The 20,864-nt window shown below is 52.1% G+C and carries 20 protein-coding genes; 8 read left to right on the top strand and 12 right to left on the bottom strand.

Annotation, left to right across the window (positions count from 1 at the left end; translation table 11 throughout):
- Positions 1-269: 269 nt before the first annotated feature.
- On the bottom strand, positions 270-656 hold the full coding sequence (locus EAH77_RS07135; RefSeq protein WP_140471137.1) for a hypothetical protein: 387 nt from the start codon (positions 654-656) through the stop codon (positions 270-272).
- Between the two features lie 218 nt (positions 657-874).
- Here EAH77_RS07135 and EAH77_RS07130 point away from each other — a divergent pair, with 218 nt between their 5' ends.
- Positions 875-1,087 (top strand): SymE family type I addiction module toxin, encoded by a 213-nt coding sequence (locus EAH77_RS07130; protein ID WP_140471135.1) that lies wholly within the window; start codon positions 875-877, stop codon positions 1,085-1,087.
- Positions 1,088-1,134: 47 nt separating this feature from the next.
- On the opposite strand, the gene EAH77_RS07125 is transcribed toward EAH77_RS07130, so the two are convergent.
- On the bottom strand, positions 1,135-1,350 hold the full coding sequence (locus tag EAH77_RS07125; RefSeq protein WP_140471133.1) for a hypothetical protein: 216 nt from the start codon (positions 1,348-1,350) through the stop codon (positions 1,135-1,137).
- 316 nt (positions 1,351-1,666) lie between these two features.
- Positions 1,667-2,041: a DUF7674 family protein gene (locus EAH77_RS07120; RefSeq protein WP_140471132.1), complete on the bottom strand. Its 375-nt coding sequence runs from the start codon at positions 2,039-2,041 to the stop codon at positions 1,667-1,669.
- A gap of 115 nt (positions 2,042-2,156) precedes the next feature.
- Between EAH77_RS07120 and EAH77_RS07115 the strand changes: the two genes are divergently transcribed.
- Positions 2,157-2,357, top strand: a complete 201-nt coding sequence (locus EAH77_RS07115; protein ID WP_140471130.1) for a SymE family type I addiction module toxin — start codon at positions 2,157-2,159, stop codon at positions 2,355-2,357.
- A 38-nt stretch (positions 2,358-2,395) separates the two neighbouring features.
- On the opposite strand, the gene EAH77_RS07110 is transcribed toward EAH77_RS07115, so the two are convergent.
- Complete coding sequence (locus EAH77_RS07110; RefSeq protein ID WP_140471128.1) at positions 2,396-2,839, bottom strand: hypothetical protein; 444 nt, start codon at positions 2,837-2,839, stop codon at positions 2,396-2,398.
- A 2-nt stretch (positions 2,840-2,841) separates the two neighbouring features.
- On the bottom strand, positions 2,842-3,786 hold the full coding sequence (locus EAH77_RS25490; RefSeq protein WP_140471126.1) for a VENN motif pre-toxin domain-containing protein: 945 nt from the start codon (positions 3,784-3,786) through the stop codon (positions 2,842-2,844).
- Positions 3,787-3,809: 23 nt separating this feature from the next.
- Here EAH77_RS25490 and EAH77_RS07100 point away from each other — a divergent pair, with 23 nt between their 5' ends.
- Both EAH77_RS07100 and EAH77_RS07095 read left to right on the top strand, forming a co-directional pair.
- On the top strand, positions 3,810-3,974 hold the full coding sequence (locus tag EAH77_RS07100; protein ID WP_140471124.1) for a SymE family type I addiction module toxin: 165 nt from the start codon (positions 3,810-3,812) through the stop codon (positions 3,972-3,974).
- A gap of 14 nt (positions 3,975-3,988) precedes the next feature.
- Positions 3,989-4,333: a hypothetical protein gene (locus tag EAH77_RS07095; RefSeq protein ID WP_140471122.1), complete on the top strand. Its 345-nt coding sequence runs from the start codon at positions 3,989-3,991 to the stop codon at positions 4,331-4,333.
- Positions 4,334-4,381: 48 nt separating this feature from the next.
- Here the strand turns inward: EAH77_RS07095 and EAH77_RS07090 are convergent, their stop codons facing one another.
- The 6 genes from EAH77_RS07090 to EAH77_RS07065 form a co-directional block, all read right to left on the bottom strand.
- Positions 4,382-4,645 carry a hypothetical protein gene (locus EAH77_RS07090; RefSeq protein WP_140471120.1) on the bottom strand — a complete coding sequence of 88 codons (264 nt, stop codon included), beginning with the start codon at positions 4,643-4,645 and terminating at the stop codon, positions 4,382-4,384.
- A gap of 1 nt (position 4,646) precedes the next feature.
- Positions 4,647-13,187: a hemagglutinin repeat-containing protein gene (locus tag EAH77_RS07085; RefSeq protein WP_140471118.1), complete on the bottom strand. Its 8,541-nt coding sequence runs from the start codon at positions 13,185-13,187 to the stop codon at positions 4,647-4,649.
- 17 nt (positions 13,188-13,204) lie between these two features.
- Positions 13,205-14,977: a ShlB/FhaC/HecB family hemolysin secretion/activation protein gene (locus EAH77_RS07080; RefSeq protein WP_431306753.1), complete on the bottom strand. Its 1,773-nt coding sequence runs from the start codon at positions 14,975-14,977 to the stop codon at positions 13,205-13,207.
- Between the two features lie 379 nt (positions 14,978-15,356).
- Complete coding sequence (gene csgC / locus EAH77_RS07075; RefSeq protein WP_140471116.1) at positions 15,357-15,686, bottom strand: curli assembly chaperone CsgC; 330 nt, start codon at positions 15,684-15,686, stop codon at positions 15,357-15,359.
- 83 nt (positions 15,687-15,769) lie between these two features.
- Complete coding sequence (locus EAH77_RS07070) at positions 15,770-16,231, bottom strand: curlin (protein WP_140471114.1); 462 nt, start codon at positions 16,229-16,231, stop codon at positions 15,770-15,772.
- 52 nt (positions 16,232-16,283) lie between these two features.
- Positions 16,284-16,799: a curlin gene (locus EAH77_RS07065; protein ID WP_140471112.1), complete on the bottom strand. Its 516-nt coding sequence runs from the start codon at positions 16,797-16,799 to the stop codon at positions 16,284-16,286.
- A 907-nt stretch (positions 16,800-17,706) separates the two neighbouring features.
- Here EAH77_RS07065 and csgD point away from each other — a divergent pair.
- The 4 genes from csgD to csgG all read left to right on the top strand — a co-directional run bounded on the left by csgD (position 17,707) and on the right by csgG (position 20,072).
- The gene (csgD, locus tag EAH77_RS07060; RefSeq protein WP_140471110.1) at positions 17,707-18,372 is read left to right on the top strand and encodes a biofilm master transcriptional regulator CsgD; all 666 of its coding nucleotides are present in this window, start codon (positions 17,707-17,709) and stop codon (positions 18,370-18,372) included.
- A 1-nt stretch (position 18,373) separates the two neighbouring features.
- Positions 18,374-18,763: a curli production assembly/transport protein CsgE gene (gene csgE / locus EAH77_RS07055; protein ID WP_140471108.1), complete on the top strand. Its 390-nt coding sequence runs from the start codon at positions 18,374-18,376 to the stop codon at positions 18,761-18,763.
- Positions 18,764-18,772: 9 nt separating this feature from the next.
- Positions 18,773-19,177: a curli production assembly/transport protein CsgF gene (csgF, locus tag EAH77_RS07050; protein WP_140471106.1), complete on the top strand. Its 405-nt coding sequence runs from the start codon at positions 18,773-18,775 to the stop codon at positions 19,175-19,177.
- 61 nt (positions 19,178-19,238) lie between these two features.
- The gene (gene csgG, locus EAH77_RS07045; protein ID WP_140471104.1) at positions 19,239-20,072 is read left to right on the top strand and encodes a curli production assembly/transport protein CsgG; all 834 of its coding nucleotides are present in this window, start codon (positions 19,239-19,241) and stop codon (positions 20,070-20,072) included.
- A gap of 52 nt (positions 20,073-20,124) precedes the next feature.
- Here the strand turns inward: csgG and EAH77_RS07040 are convergent, their stop codons facing one another.
- On the bottom strand, positions 20,125-20,586 hold the full coding sequence (locus EAH77_RS07040; protein WP_140471102.1) for a nuclear transport factor 2 family protein: 462 nt from the start codon (positions 20,584-20,586) through the stop codon (positions 20,125-20,127).
- Positions 20,587-20,864 lie beyond the last annotated feature (278 nt).

Genomic DNA, 20,864 nt, shown 5'->3' with positions numbered 1-20,864 from the left:
AAGGCATTGAACTGTTCCCTAAGTTAAACACTGCACTCACTGAGTAATGCCATTTTTGTAATTGTCAAAATCCCGATTACGCAAGCTTGCCGAAAACGCCAGGGTAATCAGGTCGTTCAGCGTTGAGCACCGCCTATAACCATTAAACCCACGGGTCCAGAACCCACGGTGAGTATTACGGCTGAGAACGGGTGTTTGGTTATCATGGCGAGGTTGGCGGCTGAGGCTCTAAAGTAAAATCCCGGCGACTTGGCCGGGATTGTTATTCATCAGCAAGATACTATTATTGGACTCACTGAAGACAGAACATCAATAACATCCTCACCTGTAACGATGAGATAATGGGCGATAGAGCCGCCTTCATGAATATTGCCACTTTGCTCATTAAACCATGTTAAATAATGAGATCCTTCGACTGTGTAAATCCCTTTCAACATCTGGCCATTCAGTTCATCTTGTATTTTTAACAAGTCACCTTCATCAGTGACACGAAAAGAATGTATCCAGTCAAATACAACACGAATTTTGTTAGTTTTATCTGCATGACTTGAGGTTAAAACTAACTCAAGAGTTCCAGAAAAATATCTAAAATCGGCTAATTTGTCATGCTGTAAGCTATGTTTTTCGCAAACAATATTCACTAATTTTTCAGTCATATATCATCACTCATCATATCTAAATTTAATCATATTCTTACCTGACTGGGTTTCTAATGTTGGCCTGCCCTTGGCCCAAAATCAGTTGGCCGGGCTTTTGACTTTGCATGGATGGGATGATTTTGAAGTACCAGGCTAAACAGATCACTGAGCGCGGTTAAGACAGGCGGCAACCTGTCTTAACCGCTAACCACAACAACTAGTTAGGAGTAGTTATTATGGCTGAGCAACATCATAAGTCAGAACCCGCCACACCCCAAGCACGCCAGACTATTGTGGGTTACCGCCCTAATCACGGACAGCCCGATCCGTATCCGCAGAGCACCCTCAAGCGCCGCTGGCTCGGACAGCTCAGTTTTACCACGGGGCAGAAGCTTGAGGTGATCACACAACCGGGACAGCTGATCACCCGGCTGGCGGCTGAAGCGTAATTCACTGACGTATAACGTAAAATCCCGCTGAAAAAGGCGGGATTAATTTAACAGATATTAGTTTCAGTTTTAACTATCAGGGAGAAGAACTCATTAAAATCAAAGTTCCAGCGTCCTCCATTGGGGCAGGTAAAAAACTCTATACGAAGTCCATCCCCTGGCTCATTTGATATCTCTGCAACTTGGTCAGTACCAAAGTAGATCTCATAAACGACATTTTCTCTGTCGGGTAGACTTGCGATTTGTGCAGTTAGTTTATTCATGATTTTGGTGGTTCCAAGAAACCTATCAGTTTGCCTTGCGCATCATAACGTAATCCACGCCCACTCGATGAGATAACATCAGTTAGTGTCGCGGCCGCTGACGATGTTCAGGTGGTTACAGTCATGGGAAGCGGGCCGTAGAAGGATATAGCCCAACGGCGGCAGGCCGAACCCCAGCCCGCAGATGACGAGTGGCTGGAACAGTTGGGGTTTACCACCGGTCAGCCGAGCGGATAATAGGTGTCTGGTTATCACGTCGGAGCTGAACGTCTGAGGCAATAAAGTAAGATCCCGGAGACTGGGTCGGGATTTTTATTTATTGTCCGAAGTTTTTCCAAGCAATAGCATGTTTATTCGATTCACTTCCTAGGTACTGCTCGATATCTCTCCATAACTCATCATTGCTATCTGATGCAGCCACTAGAGATTCCACTAAACCAGTCGCTACGGCGGTGGCTAATTCATCTTCATTTGAAAGCATGCCATCTTCAATATGTTGGAATAGTAACGTTTTCTCATCATCGCTAAGCGCATCAAGCTGCTTTACAAGTGCCTTACCTATAGTGGTAAATAGTAGGATCAGCGGTGCCTGTTCAGGCAACCAATATTCTACACATCGATTAACCGCATTTTTTATATGCTCTGATCGCTGAGTAAATACGCCTACATAATCATTTATTAAATTTGTCATTACTTACCCTTAAGAGCATTGTGCATGTTTTTCAGAACGTTTACCTTTCGCTGCCTGGATCGCGTTCGGATCTTTCAGCGCTTTTTCTTCCGCTATCTTGCCCTGCGCCCTGGCAATGTTAAAGAACAGTTGCGGCTTTCTCCAAGCCAGCCGTTACACCGTCGGTTACCGCCCCAACGGCGGCAGGCCCAACCCCAGCCCACAGCTGACGATTAAAGGTAAGTGGCTGGAACAGCTGGGATTTACCACCGGCCAGCCGGTGAGTATTACGGCTGAGAACGGGTGTTTGGTGATCAGAGCTGAGGTGAGCGGCTGAGGCTATAAGGTAAAATCCCGGCATTCAGCCGGGATTTTTCAGCATTTCAATTTGCAAAAAAAATCATCAATATCAAAAAAATACCGCCAGTGTTCATTCTGAGTAAATAAGGAAATTTCATGCTCACTTCCTAATTTCCCAATATAAATCTCAGGAAAATCAACCCCACGGCAAGCAAACCTAAGACAATGGGATGCTCGATAATCAAACATTGCATCAATAAGATCATCGTCATCTACGTTCACACTCTCGTAAAAACAATGTGTTTTTTTTGCTAAAGAATCTTGAGTTAAATTATCTACTGGGAAGTCAGATTTTCGTATTGCATCCTCATTTTCTATAAACCATTCAGTAAATGCTGGCAAATCAACTCGCCCAGTAAACAAAGGACGCAGATCTCCATTGCAATCTATTGATATTTCAACAAATTGTGGCTCTTGTAGTGACGCAGATTCAAGCAAAATGATATTCAGCTTATTCATTACTATTTACCTTTAATCATTTTATTATATTCAGCTTTGCTAATATCACCTCTAGCAAGGAACTCACGTAATACTTTAGGTGGTGCTTCTGTCCCTGGCACCGGATAACCATGCCATCCACCAACATTATCTGGTTGGAATTCATAAATTTTACCATCGCTAACTCCATATTTTTGCTTACCGCCTTGAATGGAGTTATTTAATACCTCTTGGGCCTTCGAATCACTTAAATCCTTTGGGGTTCCCCAGCCTCCAGCGGCATATTTGGGGCTAGAAACATATTTACTATTCTCTGATGTATAAGCCAAGTCATCCGGGTTCTGCTCTGCAATCGGTGTACTGGTGCTACTCCCGCCAGTGCTGACCGACCCATCAGTATTACCGGTATTGCTCGCGCCCTGCCCACCACTCTGATCCGGCGTAACCAGCGATGTTCCCTTATTCTGGTCTGGGATCGGGTTTTCAAGCTTACCACCGGTTGGATCTTTCTCTCCCGTTGGGAACACAGTGATCAGGCCTTGATTTCCCTTCCATTCCTCATAAGCTTCACGCTCGCTCGGGGAAAGATTGTCGATCAAGTTCTGATCGCCTGACATCGCAGCCAACATAACGTTGGTTTTCTGCGCCCCAGAGAGATCTTCCATCGCCGATGTGGCAACACCAACACCGATAAGAGCACCAAGCCCAAGATCTATAACCGCTTTGCTACAAACGGCTATCTCGGCACAAGCAGCTGCACCGGTACGCAAGATTGCAAGGTTATTGTTTTCCGCCGCCGTTTTACCCGCCTGCGCTCCCGCAACTGCATCCGCCGAGCTGTCTCCCGTCAACCCGCCCGCAAGGCCCGCCGCCAGCGTCGACAGCGAGGAGATGGTCTGTCGCTGCTCTTCGGTTAAATCTTCACGTTTGATATTAGGATAAAGCTGCTGAGCGATAAATTCACCCATTGCAGCACCGGACGCACCCGCTAATGCGCTGTTGCCGTTACCGCCCCAACGGCGGCAGGCCCAACCCCAGCCCGCAACTGACGATTAAAGGTAAGTGGCTGGAACAGCTGGGCTTTACCACCGGCCAGCCGGTGAGTATTACGGCTGAGAACGGCTGTCTGATTATTCGCGCCGCAAAGGACCAGTAAGGGAGCGCCAACAGATGGAACTGACGTTTATCAAAGAGTCGATCCCGGAACTGACCTTCACCGGTAACACCTTAGCCCGCAACGGCTTTACGCCGGGAACAAGGTTCGTCCTGCAACACAAGCCCCCTGTTTTGTATGTCACCGTGGTCAACGATAACGCCACATGGGAAGGACTCTGTGAAGCCAGCCAGCATAACCCAACACTGTGCGCTGACTGGGTCCGTGACGATGGCCACCTGGTTATTGGCGGCGACTGGCTGACGGATATTGGCATTACCGAGGCCGGACATGTGGATGCCGCCACCACGCCGGGGATCATCATTATCCAGCGACGGAGGGACGGGATTTTAAGGGTGTAGAAGCAGGAACCCCGGCGAAGGCCGGGGTTCTTTTGTTTATCAGATTAATTAGCTTTTAGAGAATGACATCGCAACTTTGTACTCATCACAGGTAAAGCCCTCTTCAGCCGGATTATGTGGTGTTCTGTCAGTTGACCAATACCTTAGCGAAGGTTCTTCTTTTTCGATGGACTGACGAACATCAGCGGTTAAGTTGCCAGACATATGAACAACCTGATCTACTTTAGACCAGCCATTAGAGACTTCCTTAACCATGTAACCAGCTTCTGTCGCGATGGTTACTGCGTGGCTTATATGTGGGGATTTGAACATTTCATTTTCCTAAATCAATCTTATCTATTAATTTCAGATTGTTATTGTAATCTTTGATAAAGAACTGTGTTCCTCCGCCAGGCCCTAACAAGGGGTTTTTCCACACGATACCCGACGGAATGGTTATAGGATTGGTCACTTCATACACGCCCATTTGCGGCCGATAACCGAACTCAGGGTGAGGTGAAACCTGCAAACTTTGAAACAGTGACTCCCGGCCAAAATTAGCATTTAGCAACGTTTGCTCTGTCGTATAATACGCAGACTGCCCAGGTATGCCCCCGTAGACTTTACTGCCTGCTGGTAAGGTTGTCATACTCCATTCATCTGCGGCGTACCCCCACTGCAATTGATCAGATTTTGCAGAATGAATCGCAAAATTAGACGACCCACGAGCTTTCTCGCTTAGAGCGATATTATCTTTTACATAATCGGCCAATGAGCCAGTCGACTTCGCTGCTTGTTCCGTTACAGCGCCGCTTTTCCCAGCAAACGGTATTTTACTTGACGGCACCACTATTCCCGTCAGGATACCCGCCACATTCTCCAGCGCTCGTTGATCTCCCTGCGCTGCTTTTACTGCCGTGGCTTTGATACCTTCCCATGCATCACCATTCATTATGGCATTCAACATACCTGCGGCAACGGCGTCTTTCTTCGCTAAATCGCTTGTCGCCGTATCACAGTAACTATCCCTTGTGGCACAACTGACTAAGGCCATCGCCGCATCAAGGACCAGATCACCACCGGCCATACCCAGATCGCCGGTATCACCAACAAAGTTCACCAGGCCATTGGTGAGCTGAGATGCCAGATTTTCACCCATAGCCTCACGAATTAGTGCTTTGGTGGCTTCTTTACTTTCTTTAACCGACTCCCGGGCCTTATCTCCCGCCAAAGAGTTATTCTCAACCGTCGTCTTCCCTGCCTGCGCACCCGCTACAGCATCCGCCGAGCTGTCTCCCGTCAATCCGCCTGCAAGTCCGGCCGCTAACGTACTTAACGCGCTGATGGTCTGTTTCTGCTCTTCTGACAGCTCGCTGACTGGCTTACCGTACATATCCTTCGCAATACCCGCCATCACTTCGGCGGTCACGGCACCTGCGGCACCCGCGATGGCGCTGTTACCTTGTACACTCGCTAATACTGCGTTAACCACCGCATGGGCCATCAGACGCTCAGGACCGTCTTCCGTCGTTTTGGCAATAATGTTCGCCAGATACGGCGCACTACCGCCCGCGATAGCCTTCGCCAAGTCACCGCCCGCCAGCCCCTGTATCGCCGCCGTCGCTGCCTGCGCGGCCATCTGGAACTTGCCGCCGGTGCCGTAACCGGAGTCGGTGAAGGCTTTGTCGTAGGCGGTCTGATAAACCTGGTCGTTGATGTTCTTATCCGTGATTGGTTTGCCCGGGTTGGCTTTTTCCCATGCGGTTTTCGCCGCCGCACGGTCCGCGTCCGTCACGTTCTGCATCTTCTCGTTCGCCGCGTTGGTCGCCTCGATTTTCCCCTGCGTGCGGCCGATATCCATCACCTGCGCACCAATCTCCCCTATCTTCTGCGCTTCCTGCAACCTCTGTTGCTCCCGCTCTTTGTCAAAGATCGGCGATAGCGTCTGGTTGGCGTGCTCGACGTCGCGGCTCAGATCTACCACGTCCTGTTTCTGGTTGTCTTTATCGCGGATGATAATACTGCCGTCTGACACCGCTGATTTCGTGGTTGAGCTGTCGCTGCCGTTGCCGTTCACCCCGACCAACAGCGTGTTGGCCATGTTGCCCACGAACTGCCCGCCGATATTGCCACCGGTGCTGATGCCCACGCTCTGGTGCTCGACGCTATAGTCGGCCTTGTTCTCAATGTCACTAAAGCCCAGCGTGCCGGTGTCGAGGCGGTTTTTATCCGCCGTGGCGGTCGAACCTATCACCGCGCCGTTCAGCTGAGTATGTTCGCCTACGGTGATGTCAAAGCCGCCCTTGCCTGCAAATACGCCGGTTTGTTCAATCACCGAGTCGTAGGTGCTGTGCATTTTGTCCTGACTCAGGTTCACTGAGGCACTACCCGAACCGAACCCGACGCTGGCGCCTCCGCTAATATTCTGTTGTTTCGAATCATAGTTGTCGCTGTCCTGCTCGCTGGCCAACGTCAGGTTACGGCCGACGTCCATCGTCACTTTGTCACCGCTCACCTGTGCGCCGGTTAAGGTGGTGTCGCGCCCGCTGACGATGTTCAGATTGTTACCCGCGTTGACCGTGGTCTCGGTATGCGTAACCCCGTTGCCGCTTTCCGAGCCTTTGCCTTTGTTGCCGCTGACGTTAATCGTCAGGCCCTTTTTACCCTGCCCGAAGTTCAGGCCCACGCCCACCGAGCTGCCGTGGCTTTCGTTGCTGCCGTCCAGCACCGAGGTGTTGACGCCCGACCACAGATTCACGTCGCGGTTAGCTATCAGCCCGATGTCCTTGCCCGCCTGCAGCTGGCTGCCCTGCACGTTGATGTCCGTGTCGGTGGCGTGAATGTTCAGGTTGTTGCCCGCCGTCAGCGTGCTGCCCTGGCTCTGGTTCGAGGTCTGTTTTTGCTCGGATTTCGACGACTGGCTGCCGTAGGACAGGTTCAGCCCAAACAGGCTCTCCGCGTCTTGGCCTTCCGCCTGACCGAGCTGGTAACCCTGATACGCCTGCACGCCGCCGAGGGCCGACTTCATGCCGTCCAGCGCCGCCAGACGCCCGCTGCTCGCCGTGCTGGCGTCGTTGGCGCTCGATACCGCCGTACTTATCGCACTGCCTACCGCGCCCGACAGCGCCAGCGTCAGCCCGCTCTGTTTTTGTTCCACGGTATGGGTCTGCACGCTCTGGTTGTCTGCCGCCAGAATATTGACTTCTTTGGCCGTCAGGTTGATGTCTTTTCCTGCCAGCACGTCCGAGCCTTTTACCGTCAGGGTATTGCCCGCATTCAGCGTCACGTTGCCCTGTGTGCTGCCCACCGTGCTGCCCGCGCTGGTCAGAGATTTGCCGTCGTCGGTGGTTTTCAGGCTGTTGCTGCCGTAGCTGACCCCGATACCGCCAGTACCCGACAGCCCGGTCTTTTTCTCCTGATACTGATGCGTCTCCTGCCGTGACTGATCGGCGGCGGTGAGGCTAAGGTCATTCCCTGCCGCCAGGCTGACGTTATTCGTCCCCGCCACGCTGCTGCCGCTTACGGACAGATTATGCCCGGCCTGCATCGTCACGCTGTCACCGCTGATGTTACTGCCCAGCGCGCGCTGGTTTTGCACCTCGTCGTGCGTCTCCACCGTCTTGCCGGACAACATGCCCTTGCTGGTCTGCTTGCTGTGTTCGGTCAGATGATAAGCCGAGTCGCCGCTGGTCAGGTTGATGTCATTGCCCGCCACCGCCGTCAGCGCGTCTTTCGCCGTCACCGACGCCGCCCTGGCGTTCAGGTCATGCCCCGCGCTCAGCGCCACGCTGCCGCCGCCGTTGATCTGCGACCCGACATCTTCCTGCTGCGTCAGATGACGATAATTGTTTTTGTCCCAGTCACCGTTCTCGGTGTGAGTGGTGCTCAGGGTGTTCAGGTTCAGATCGTTGCCGGCAATGATCTGCGTCTGGCTGTCAGTGCCGATATTGCTGACCTGGGTTGCCGTCAGGTTGATGTTATTCAGCGCCTGCAGGCCAAGGGTGCCGCCCTCGTTTTGCACATAAATCCCCGCCGGGCGGTCAAGATAACGGTTGTCATCGCTGCCGCGCAGGGTACTGCTGCTGTTGATATCGCGCCCGGCGATCGCCACCAGGCTGTCGCCGCCCTGCAACGTTCCGCCAAGGTTATTGATATCAATACGCGCATTGAGGCTGACGCGGTTACCGCCAATAAAGCCGCTGTTGGTCAGGGTGTCGGCGCTGATCTGAGTGACTTCACGGCCCAGGATCGCACCGCTGTTGGTCAGATCATGGGTTGTTTTCAGCGCGACATTGTTGCCCGCCAGTAAGGCGCCGCTGCCCTCGAGATCGCCCTGTTTCACCCGCGCATAGACCTGCGGCACCAGCACGCTTTGCACTGAGCCGTCAGGCAGCGTGACGTCCTGTTTGACCAGCCACACCATATCGCTGGTCAGCAGTGCCATCTGGGCCGGCGTCAGCGCCACGCCCAGCGTCAGGGTATAGTTTTTGCCGAAGGCGATCCCTGCATCCATCAGCGCTTTGTACTGATCGGTATCGTTGTCATAACCGGCCAGATAACGCTGCCCGGTCAGACTAACGACCTGCTCGCGGATCAGACGCTGCTCGTAATAGCCGTCGCCGAGCCGCTTGAGCACGCTGTCCGAACTCTGGGTGAAGGCGTTTTGCATATAGTCGCTGCCGAGCCACTGCTTTTGGTTGGTGAAGCGCGGGTCGGTCTCGACCAGATAGTGACTGGTGAAATCCGGGTGCAGCTGGAACAGGCTGTTGTCCGGCAGACGGGTGTTCGGGCTGCTGATACGGATCACGGTGTCAGCCGCGCTGGCCGATGAAACCACCTCAAAAATCTGCCCGGCGGGCGGCGTGATGGGGCGCTGCGCCGTGTTGCTGTCAATCGCACCCGCATTGCCCGCCTGCTGGCTGAGTGTCGACGTGTCACGCCTCCCGACCACCGCACCACTGCCGTCAATCTGGGTATTCCCCTGATAGACCATCGCTTGCAGGTCAAGGGTCTGCACTACCGGTGTTGGCTGGTAATTACTGGTATCTTTACCCTGTGAGGTTTTCTTGCCCCCAAGACCGCCGCCGGATTTTTTGGCATACCAGCGCGTCTGTTTACCGACATCAACAGTGACTTTGCTGCCTTTCGTCGCTTCGTTGTGCACTTCCCCTGGTTCACCGCCCAGCGTGCCACCGGCCATGATACGGCTGTCATCATTGTTGAGTTGGTTACTGTTAATAATGAGGTTGCCACCGGCGATAATTTGCCCCGGATCGCTCTCTTTGATTTGCGTCTCGGTGATGGTGCGCTGGTAGTTATATTCGTAGAAATTATTGTTGACGCTGCCGTCCGGCATTTTGGCGTCGTGCACACCATATTTATTTTTGGACGACGTATCGACGTCGGCCCAGTCATAGCGGGTGGTGGCGCCTTTTAGTACCGCTTCGTGATGCTGTGACTGCTCGGTGACGACGTCTTGTGTGACCAGGTGGTCATTGACGTTATTAATTTGCGAAATGTTAAGAGCCATACCGCCCGTCGACTCCAGCGTTGCACTGTGATTGTTCAACACCGCGGCTTGCCCGGTTGCCACCCACTGGCCGGTTAACTGACCGCCCACCGCCACGTCACCGGCGCTGAATATCAGCCCATGGTCGAGGTTATTGAGGGTCTGCGCGCCGATGTCCAGCCGGTCACGGGCCGCGATAGTCGCTGCAGTGCCGTTTTCAGCAAGGTTATTCAACGTCCCGGTTTGTAACGCAATGTGGTCGCCATAAATGCGCCCGCTGCCAATATTGTTCAGCGTCGCGGACTGAATATGCGTCAGGCTGCCGTCAAGCAGGCCACGGTTGGTCAGGTCGCTGTCAATCAACAGATGATTCTGCCCGGCGCTGATCTCCCCGTTTTGGTTGTTGATAAGGCTGGCCGCGTGCAGGTTCAGCACGCCACCGGCTTTAATCAGCTGGCTGTTCTCCAGCCCCTGGCTGACGTTAAGGTTCATATTGCCATTGGCAATCACCTCGCCCTGATTAAAGAAAGCCTGTTGCAGAGTCAGCGTCATCCCATCCTGCGAGAGCACGCTGCCGTCACCGCTGAGCGATGAGGCCATTAGTTGCAGATTTTTACCCGCGATCAGCGTGCCGCCGGTATTGCTGAAGACCAGCGAGTTTCCACCTTGCACATTCAGTACATCACCGGAAGAGAGCAGCCCCTGTGTATTGTTCAACGACTGGCCGGTCGTGATATCCAGCAGATCGTTGGCGCGTAATGCCCCACCGGCGTTGTCGAGCAAGTCACTGTTCAGACTGACCGACTGCCCCTCCAGCCCCATGTTATCCGCTTTGGTATCACGATTGATTATCTGCCCGGCATTAACCCCCACCGTTGAGCCGCTGCGGATCAAACCTGTGGTGTTATCCACCAGGCCATTGAACGCATTGATCACAGCATGACCCGCCGCCTGTAACTGACCGCCACGGTTGTTCAAACTGGCGATATCCAGTTGCGCATCACCGGCGGCTGCAATATTACCCTGCGCGTTATTGAGGTTCTGCCCGTGAGTATTGAGCCGTAAATCGCCGGCACTCAGCACCTGCCCGGCCTGATTGAGCAATGCGCCAGTCAGCAGCGTCAGCGTTTTTCCTGCACTTACCGTACCCGTGGTGTTGTCGAAGATCTGGTTTCGGGTATCGACAGTCAGATTTTGCCCGGCCTGCACTAAACCCTGTTGATTGGTGATCTGCGCGCCAGTCAGGCTCAATCCACCTTCACAGGCCAGCGTGCCGTTAACATTGTTAAAGGTCGAGGTAGTGAGCGTCGCATCGCCACCTGCACCGATGAAGCCCTGCTGGTTGTTCAGCACGTCGTTCACATGCACATCCAGTGAGCCGTTGTTCTGTGAACTGACCTGACCCAGCTGATTATTCAGGCTGGCAGCATCCACACGGATACTGCCACCCGCGGCCAGAACCCCTTGCTGGTTATTGATGTCATCAAAAACGTCAAGCGTCATCAGGTCACTGCCCGTTTGCAGAATTTTCCCATCACGGTTGGATAAGCGGTTCGCATGCAGGGTGATTTGCTGCGCTGACATCACACCAGCGTCGAGCAAAGTCTCGCCACTATTGGCGATCAAATGGCCAGCGGAGAGAATTTGGCCTTTTTCACCTTGCAGACTGTCGGCAGTCAGCGTCAGATTGCCCTGCGCGGCATGGATGATTTTGCCGCCCTGATTGTTGATGCGCGCTGCACTGATAGAGAGATCTTTGCCGTTACTGGCGATGCTACCGCCCTGGTTATTGAGCGTGCCCTGTGGGTTGAGTTGCAGTGCCTCGCCACCCAGTTGCTCAAGCGCCCCCTGCTGGTTAGACAGGTCGTGCACGTTAATAATCAGTTGGTTAGCCGACAGCTTGCCGCCATCATTGTTGAGCCATTGACGGCTGTTAGCCGTCAGTTGCTGCTGCGCTTCTACCTGCGCGCCGCTGCCGGTCAGTAAATCCCCTTGGCCAGCATCCAACACCATGTTCTGTGCACCGGTCTGGCTGTGGCTGATATTCATACCCTGACTGCGAGCGATGATATCGCCCGAGGCCAGGTTCTGCCCCTGCGCACGCAGTTGCCCGGAAGCATTGAGGGTTAAGTTACCGTTGCCGCCCAGTTTGCCGTCCTGCTGAACGCCGGCCGCCAGTACGCTGCCCTGCTCGCTGTTCAGCGTGGCGCTTTGAGTCTGCAGATGATGGCGCGAGGTGATCGAGCCGCTGTTGTGTAAGTCACCGGCGGTCGTCAGGCTGGCATTGCCTTCAGCCAACATCTCCCCGCTGTTATTGATGGCAGCATTCGAGGTCAGCGCCATGTCCCCTTTACTGCTGATTTTGCCGCTGTTTTCAAGATGGCCATCGGCGGTCACGACCAGCGACCCGGCCTGTGCGCCGATACTACCGGCGTTATGCACGCCAACGCCGTCTTCAGTGCCAATCAGACGTATTTTATTGGCATACATACCACCGAGTTGGGACACGTCCAGCGCCAGCTGGGGCCGGGTGGATCCGTCGGATGATTTTTTGTCTATTTGCTGATGACCGGCATCAACATGGTTACGTCCGGTGGTGATGTTTAAATCCTGGGCATCAATCTCTGCGTTGATCTTCACCGAGCGCGCAATGATGTCGGTGTAATCCTGCTTAAGGCTGTTCATGCCTGCGCCCTGAATCACAATCTCGCCGCGGTCGACGTCGAAACCGGTGAGCTGGCCGTTATTCATCTGCACCTGACCGGTCGTCAGAGTGGCGCGGTTGGCATTGATGAAACCGCAACCGTTGCAGGAGATCCCGGAAGGGTTGGCGATCACCACCTGCGCCTTTTGCCCGGCCACTTCGATATGTCCATTGAGCTGGCTCGGGTCACGGGAGTTGACTTCGTTAATAATGATCCGGGCTTCGCCTTTCGCCAGCCACGGATTGCCCTGCACCATGCCGCCCAGGCTGGTCGAGGTATTGCTATGCGAGTTATTGAGGATCGCGCCTTTTTGGTCAACATCGAACTGGCTATAGCTGTTGCGGGAAACACCTGCATCGCTCGGGGTCTGAATATTCACCTGCGGCGTGCCGTTGGCACTGACCATCACGTTAGGCTGCTGGCCTTTTGCAGCCTGAGCGTCTGCGACGATATCCGCCTGCGCGCTGTTGATCACGGTGACCGAACCGAATACCGCCAGCAACGCGCATGACAGTGGGCTAAGGCGACAACTGCGCAGCGCGGTTTTTTGGCCCGGACGCACACGGCGGCCGCTTTCGCGCCCGGAGCGGGCAATCTCAGCGACAACCATCAACAGGCCGCGGGCTTGATTAAAAATAATGCGATACAAGTGCTTATTCATGGGCGAGTGTCCTTACTCTAGTACTGCCAGTTGAGATTAAAGCCCAGCGATACCGGGTCTGTACTGAAGCCGTCTGGTTTGGAGAAGGGCACCGAAGCAAACAGATCATAGCCAACACTGAACGCCCGGCCACGCAGGCCTATCGCGCCTCCCGCCAGATGTGTGCCCACCAAATATTGCGTGCCATTGCCGCCGACTTCACCGTAATCAACGCCGAGATAAAGCTCTTGTGCCGGGACCGGCGTGACCCAGGCAATATCATTGCGCACGAACCAGCCTCTATCCGCATTGAGCGTCCTTTCACCGTCAAAGCCGCGCACCGTCCAGCGGTTACCGATAGCAAACTGGTCCTGTGGGGTCAGCGGCGTGTTACTGAACTGGCGCAGATACTGAACGTTGTAGTGGAATTTTTGCCTGGCCAGCGCAAAGGGCACGTCGAGCTGGGCCGAGATTTGCACGATTTTGCTCAGCGCGGTGGCATCCCCGAAGTTCTCTTCAGGCGCTGGCATCGCACCAAACCAGCGGGTGCCGCGCTGATAGCTGACTCCAGCATCCAGCGTGGCTTGTGAAATATAGTGACGATGTTGTAAACCAATGCGCCATGCCGAGGTGCGGCGGCGCTGTACTTCAACTTCAGTATCATCAATATAGTTTTTCGATTCCCGAGCCAGCACGTCATAGGTCAGTGTGGTTTTCTGACTGCCGTTGCGGTGCAGAACGCGACTTAATTGGAAATCAAGATTGTTGCTTTTGCCACTGTAACGGTAATCGCTGTTCAGCCCGGCGATCGTCTGGTGGTAGTCATAGCTGTTGGCGGTCATCCCCAACATCCAGTAGCCAAAAGGCACGGAATAGTGTCCGGTAATGTTATCGGATCCCTTACCGTTTTCATTTTCCAGACTGCTGCTGCCGGAAATATAGAACAGGTCGCTGAGGGAGAACGGATTGTCCAGCGACAGCGTCAGGCCGCCCTGATAGCGACCGGTGCTGCGGGTGCCGGAGTCGTCAAGTGACGCCGCAATACGCCACATCCGCTGCTGCTGCCAGCTCAGTGCAATATCACTTTCCCCTGGTTGTTGACCGGGCAGAATTTCCATATTGGCCTGTACGCTCGGCAGGCGTTGCAGGTTCTCAAGCCCCTGTTCGATGTCACGCAGGTCGAGCAACTGGCCTTCGTGTGCCGGAAAGCTGCTGTACAACGTGACGTAATGGCCACTATCCGGGGTCAATTTGACGTGCCGAATGGTGCCGGGAACCAGTACTAACTTCAGCTCGCCGCTATTCAGATCCTGTGCAGGTGCCAGAACACGGGTAGTAATGTAACCATGATCCACCAGCCGGTTCTGTAAGGTGCTCATCAGCAGATTAATACCTTTGCCGCCCAGACAATGGCCCACCGCCTGATTGCTGATAGGTTGCAAAGACAGCCAGTGAGGCAGCGCATCCGTGCCGCTCAGCGTGACCTGCGAAATCGTAAAACACGGGGTTTCCTGCGGGAACGCGAGATGGCCAAAACTGTTGGAAGGGGGGGAAAGACGCACATCCGGCGCATCCGGTGCCAACCGCTGCTCTAAGGCGCGCTGCTGTTCTTGCTGATGGATAAACTGCTGAGAGCCCACCGATAAACCTTTAACCCGATCATTGACGGGTGGCGCTACTGGCTGCTCTGCCCCGGTTGGAACCCGAAAAGGAGAGGGACCGCTCACCGTAGCGGCATGGCTTGCGCCTGCCGTCAGGCTGAACGCAATAACCAACGTCCGACAGGCTGCATTAATGGAAAACCGGTGCACGCAATATCCTTATTAGCATCTTTTGGGAAAGTTAAGCTCTGTTAATCGCCGCATTATGCCGATGTAAGGAACGTTTACAATACATTTCCCTTTCTTTACGATTCGTCATTATCTTGATGTGAAGCAACACGCCAACACACCATAAAAATATCCTTATAGATTAATCTATTAACCACGACAGTTAGGATACATCAGGGATTTATAGCGGAGGTATAATTCAAATAACAATAAAACCGTAGCGGTATTTTTATTAATACATTCACATTCCGAATGTGTCATACCCGGTTAATTGATAACTTAAAGGCGTGTATCAATCCTATTATTGGACATGGCAGAAGAAATATTTCACCCTTCCCTGCTACTGACGAAACCACATCACCTAGCTGTTATCCGGTACGATCAGTTGCTTCGCCATCAGTAATCCCTTGCCGTCTGTGAGAGTGACGGTGATTTGCGTCCAGTCGCCTTTTTGCATTGAGAAACGCATCTGGCCAAGAGGCAGGGGCTGGTTGGCCGGAAGTGTGACGTTGCGCTGCTGGCGGCTGGTACTTTGGCCCTGTGCGGCGCGGTGGGAAACGGCGATTGAGATCTGGCATGAGCAGCTATCGGCCAACGTCGCCATCGGCGTCACCACATAGGTGTCAGCATCGGCCTGGGTGTCGAACCACAACTGATTCGATAACACAGCGGCAATCAGTAAAACGTGCATCGGCCAGCCTCCTGAATCCTGAAAAGACAAAACAGGGCTTGTGCCCTGTTTTGTTGAATGCTGCTTACACAGAAACGGTCAGATTAATGCTGGGAAGCATAAGCCTGGTTGTTGCTGCCGTACTGCTGAATGTTTGCCAGGCTGCCGTCTGCACTTTGGCTTGCCTGAGCATAGTTAGCCGTACCGTTCTGGCTGACCAGCACGATGCTCTTGTCTGCGCTTTGTGACACATTGGAGGTGTTGTAATCACCAAACTGGCTGACTTTCACCAAACTTTTATCACCGGTCTGATTGGTGCCAGCGGTGTTTTTAAAGCCATGCTGATCGATAGAGGTCAGAGACTTAGAAACACCCGTTTGGGTGGCATTCGCCAGGTTAGAAGTACCTGCCTGATAAATCTGAATTTCCGCGTTCCAGTCGGTAGTCTGGAATACCGGCGTCGTAGACGGCGGTGTTGATGGACCTGAGCCGCCGCCGCCATAACCTGCGAATGCACTGCCACTGACGACTAAAGCGGAGACTGCCACAATTTTCCAAAGATTCATGATGCTACCCCATTGGTTTAATTTCGGATGAACTTCAGTTGAGACGGAATATTTAACGCTGTGTCACTCTAATCGCCATTCCTGACGAATTTTGCACGACACCGGCGGACCGGTCCGTACCACTCTGGCTAATTTGCGTCACACTCCGACTACCTCGCTGGAGAATAACCGCAGTATTGCCAAAATCTTTCTGATCAATAGACGCCGAACTGCTGTTACCCAGTTGCTCAATAACAGCGGTATTGTCGCTGCCACTTTGGGTCACGTCGGAACTATTGCCATTTCCACGCTGATTAACATAGGCAGTATTATCATTGCTATATTGCGTGACATTACTTCTGTTACCATTACCGACCTGACGGGTGACAGCCAGATTGTTGTTTCCCCGCTGGAGAATAATGCTTGAATTACCGGAGACAGACTGTCCGCCTGCCGCTAACTGTTCAAAAGAGCTGCTGTATATATCACTGACACCTATGCCCACTTCACTGTGGGCAAAATCGTTGGGCTGCGCCACAGTAATAAAAGGTATCGATAGCAACGCAACGGCAAAGAATATCGTTTTCATAATACGATCCTGATTTATATTCACTTAACCTTAGTGCAGCGGATAAAGCGATAAATCTTTCCGAGATGCTCAGACAATTTCTGTTTGACGAGTTGAGTATGGTTATTCGTGAAAATAAAAAACTCACCTGTAAGTCGTATTTTATTTGCCGCCTCACCATAAAGTATGAGTTTTCCTCTTATCCATTCTCTCACCCCGGAGCCACGCGGCATCTGAGAGAAGGATATGGCATTTATCCTAAAATAGAGTTACCACGCTTTTTTATTCATCACACAAATCGATAAATTCTTATTAAGACAAAAACGAAAAAATAGCATCCGACAGATTTTTTTTAGCAGGTCGATGCCTCTTTCGGGTGAGATTGTGCGCTGAATCACCCGTTTGTACGGGCTAAATTCCGGCTAAACACCGCTGAATTCGCGTCTTTCCTTAGAAAGGAGGAGACAAAACTGGCTTTTTGTTTGGGATAAAATAGACGAAAGATGCACCTTGTTACTGATATCAGCGGATTCATCTGTCCGCAGGGCAGCAGAATTCACTGTGTTTACAACGGTCTTTGTAAGGAAAGCGTTAAGAGTTCAGTTAAGAAAATTTGATGGATTTTTAGCCTGGTAGTTAACAATCGTTAAGAAAAGTTTACACATTTTGATTTACATTTAGAAACACAAATAGACCTTGCTTTAGAATATCCAATGGCTAGATTGAAGCTGTACCAGCAAAGGTTATCTAAAATTATTTACCTTACCTGTGCAGTAGCAATTTAACTTTTTAGCTATCTTTAGTCTATTTTTGGTTAAACAGAGCAGCTGTTGCACAAGCTACATTCAGCAGTAGTGATGCATCCTATTTTGTGCCTTCAATTATAAGGTGCCAATGGGCTGCGGCAAAATCAGGGTGGAGTTTCATTATGAATAATGGGGCAAATATAAATAATAATCTTTTATTATTAGTAACCAGACCGTCACTGCAGGCCAGTGCGTTATTACAACAACTTAAACACCAGTTGTGTGTTAATACTAAACTGCATAATATCAATAAGTCTCTGGATAATATTCCGCTCGACGAAACGCCGTTAACTCAGGCGCTTATTTTGTTCGATATGATGGAGGCTGACCGAAGGCAGATTGTACTATGGCAATCTGTCCTCAGCCGCTTTCATGAAAATATCAAATTGTTATTATTCAACACACCCAATGACTACCATTTCAGAGAGATAGAGACCTGGCCACGGATCAGCGCCGTCTTTTATATCTCGACGGATGAGAACAAGCTGGTCGAAGGTATTAATAGTGTTATCCATGGTGAATGCTATTTCACTCAGGGGTTTGCCAGCTATCTGATCAGTCAGTCGGGGCAATATCGCTATTTGAATTACGAAGAGTCTGGTCTTACCCACCGCGAAAAGGAAATCCTTAATAAATTGCGGGTCGGTGCCTCCAATACGGAGATCGCCCGGTTGCTGTTTATCAGCGAAAACACCGTCAAAACGCATCTCTATAACCTGTTCAGGAAGATCTCCGTTAAAAACCGGACTCAGGCCGTTTCCTGGGCCAACGATAATCTGAAGTGCTGACATGAAAAAAGCCACCTTGTGTCTGCTTTTTTGTCTGTCGCTCGCGCTGAGTTCCACCGTGAGTGCGGCTGAACTCAAAGATCCGGGGCTGATCACTGACCGCACGGTGACGGCGGTCGGTCATGATTTCTATCGAGGATTTACCGATCGCTGGGAAAAAACCTACCCGGAGACCATCACCATCAGTGAAAGACCGAGTGCGCGCTGGGGCAGTTGGATCAGTATCAAAATCGGGCAGGACACCCTGTATCAAACACTGCTGTTTCCCAACCGTCGCAACTTTAACAAAGAGATCGATACAGCGGTCGCCAGTGTGCTTGATGCACTGTCTCGCCGCCAGATTGATAAAGCCCTGCTAAGCACCGGCGATCTTACCGGCGATGAATTTTAGGAGCACACCGTGAAAACTTACGTATCCCTTTTGTCGTTGCTACTGGTCTCCCCGCTCTCCTGGGGAGGAAATATGGTCTTCCAGTTCGTCAACCCGAACTTTGGCGGAAACCCAAACAATGGCGCGTTTTTACTCAACGAGGCCAATGCACAGAACTCGTATAAAGATCCCAACGGCTACAACTTTGACTCCTCGACACCGTCAGCGCTGGACAATTTCACCTCCGCCTTACAGTCACAACTGCTGGGCAATCTGATGGGCAATATCAGTCAGGGCAAACCGGGGCGGATGGTGACGCAGGACTTTATTGTTGACGTACAAAACACCGATGGCCAGTTGGTAATGAACGTTACCGACCGTAAAACCGGCAAAGTTTCCACCATTCAGGTTCAGGGTATTTCTGGCGCCAACTGAACCTGACAGGCGGCATAGCACCCCAAAAATCGACTCACTACAAAGATCGGGAAGGCCACTTATGCGCAGCATTTTTTTACTTCTTGCTACCCTCACCCTGACTGGGTGTTTGACTGCACCACCGAATCAGGCAGCGAAACCCACGCTGTTACCTCGTGCTCAGAGTTATCAGGATCTGACCAATCTGCCACCGGCACGGGGCAAGATTTTTGTCTCGGTTTACAACATTCAGGATGAAACCGGCCAGTTCAAGCCTTATCCGGCCAGTAACTTCTCGACGGCAGTGCCGCAAAGCGCCACGGCGATGCTGGTGTCCGCACTCAAGGATTCAAAATGGTTTATTCCTCTGGAACGCCAGGGGCTACAGAACCTGCTCAATGAACGCAAAATCATCCGTGCGGCGCAGGAGAATGGCAGCGTAGCGGTGAACAATGCGCGGCCACTTTCGTCACTGGTGGCGGCGAATATTCTGATCGAAGGCTCAATCATTGGTTACGAAAGTAATGTGAAATCGGGTGGGGTGGGCGCGCGCTATTTTGGCATCGGGGCCAGCACGCAGTACCAGTTAGATCAGATAGCCGTGAATCTGCGCGCCGTCGACGTCAATACCGGGGAAGTTCTGTCGTCTGTGAATACCAGCAAAACTATTTTGTCGTATGAAGTTCAGGCCGGGGTATTCCGTTTTGTGGATTACCAACGATTACTGGAAGGTGAATTGGGCTATACCACCAATGAGCCGGTGATGCTCTGTTTGATGTCGGCCATTGAAACCGGCGTGATTTATCTGGTGAATGACGGCATTAGCCGTAATCTGTGGCAGCTGCAAAATCCAAAAGATGCCTCAGCACCGGTACTGGAAAAGTATAAGAACCTGATTGTCCCTGTCGCTTCGTAACATGACAGTTGGCGAGGGGAACCGGTCGGTTGAGGCCTGTTTCCCTCCTTTTTTACCCCCCTCCCCCCTCTTCGGCTTTCGGTGGCTGCTGATAATTTTTCACCCGTTTTTTGTCCTCAAGATTGAAATCCGGGTCCAGGTAAGTGCTCAGCCGTTTAATCAGCAAATCCTCAAATTCAAACACCGAACAGAAGTGATGGCTGCCAGTTTGCGGCGCAGGCCAGCGTTCGCCGGTTTGCATCACACCGCGCATCTGTCCTTCCAGCACCAGGGTTTCGCCATCACTGATAAAGCGGAATTTATCCTGAATGTGCTGAATCATGTCGATCTCCAGCGCGAAGCGTTTGCCCAGCTCACCCAGTGATGATTTCCCCTTCGCAGTACCGAATTTTGGGAAAAATACTTCTGTGTCTTCGGTAAACAGATCCAGCAAGGTTGCATCCGCCTGATCCAGCTTGGCGTAGAACTGCCGGATCACCTCAATGCGGCTTTTCTTCAGCGTGTCCTGTGTCATTTTTCCCCCTTTTACATCCAATGGATGAAGTCTAAGACCCCCTCACTAAGCCTAGTGACTTGCGCTGAATTTGCCTGTTTCGAGGATCAAATAAGAAAACTCTCAGCAACACAATGGATTAGCGCTGCCCGCTTAGTCACTCTGACGTTGCCCTGCCACGCCATTTTTTTCGGCCGTGTTTGTTACTCAATGTTAACCACGGCCGGTTTCGCGGCTCCGATGGTCTACAGTGAATGATGTAGGAAAGACATACACTACGTTGTTCATTGAATGAGCCG

Origin of the sequence: Ewingella americana (assembly GCF_006438725.1) — a bacterium.
GTDB classification, from domain to species: domain Bacteria; phylum Pseudomonadota; class Gammaproteobacteria; order Enterobacterales; family Enterobacteriaceae; genus Ewingella; species Ewingella americana_A.
Note: the sequence above shows the minus strand (reverse complement) of the source record. Positions and strands in the feature narration are given on the sequence as shown.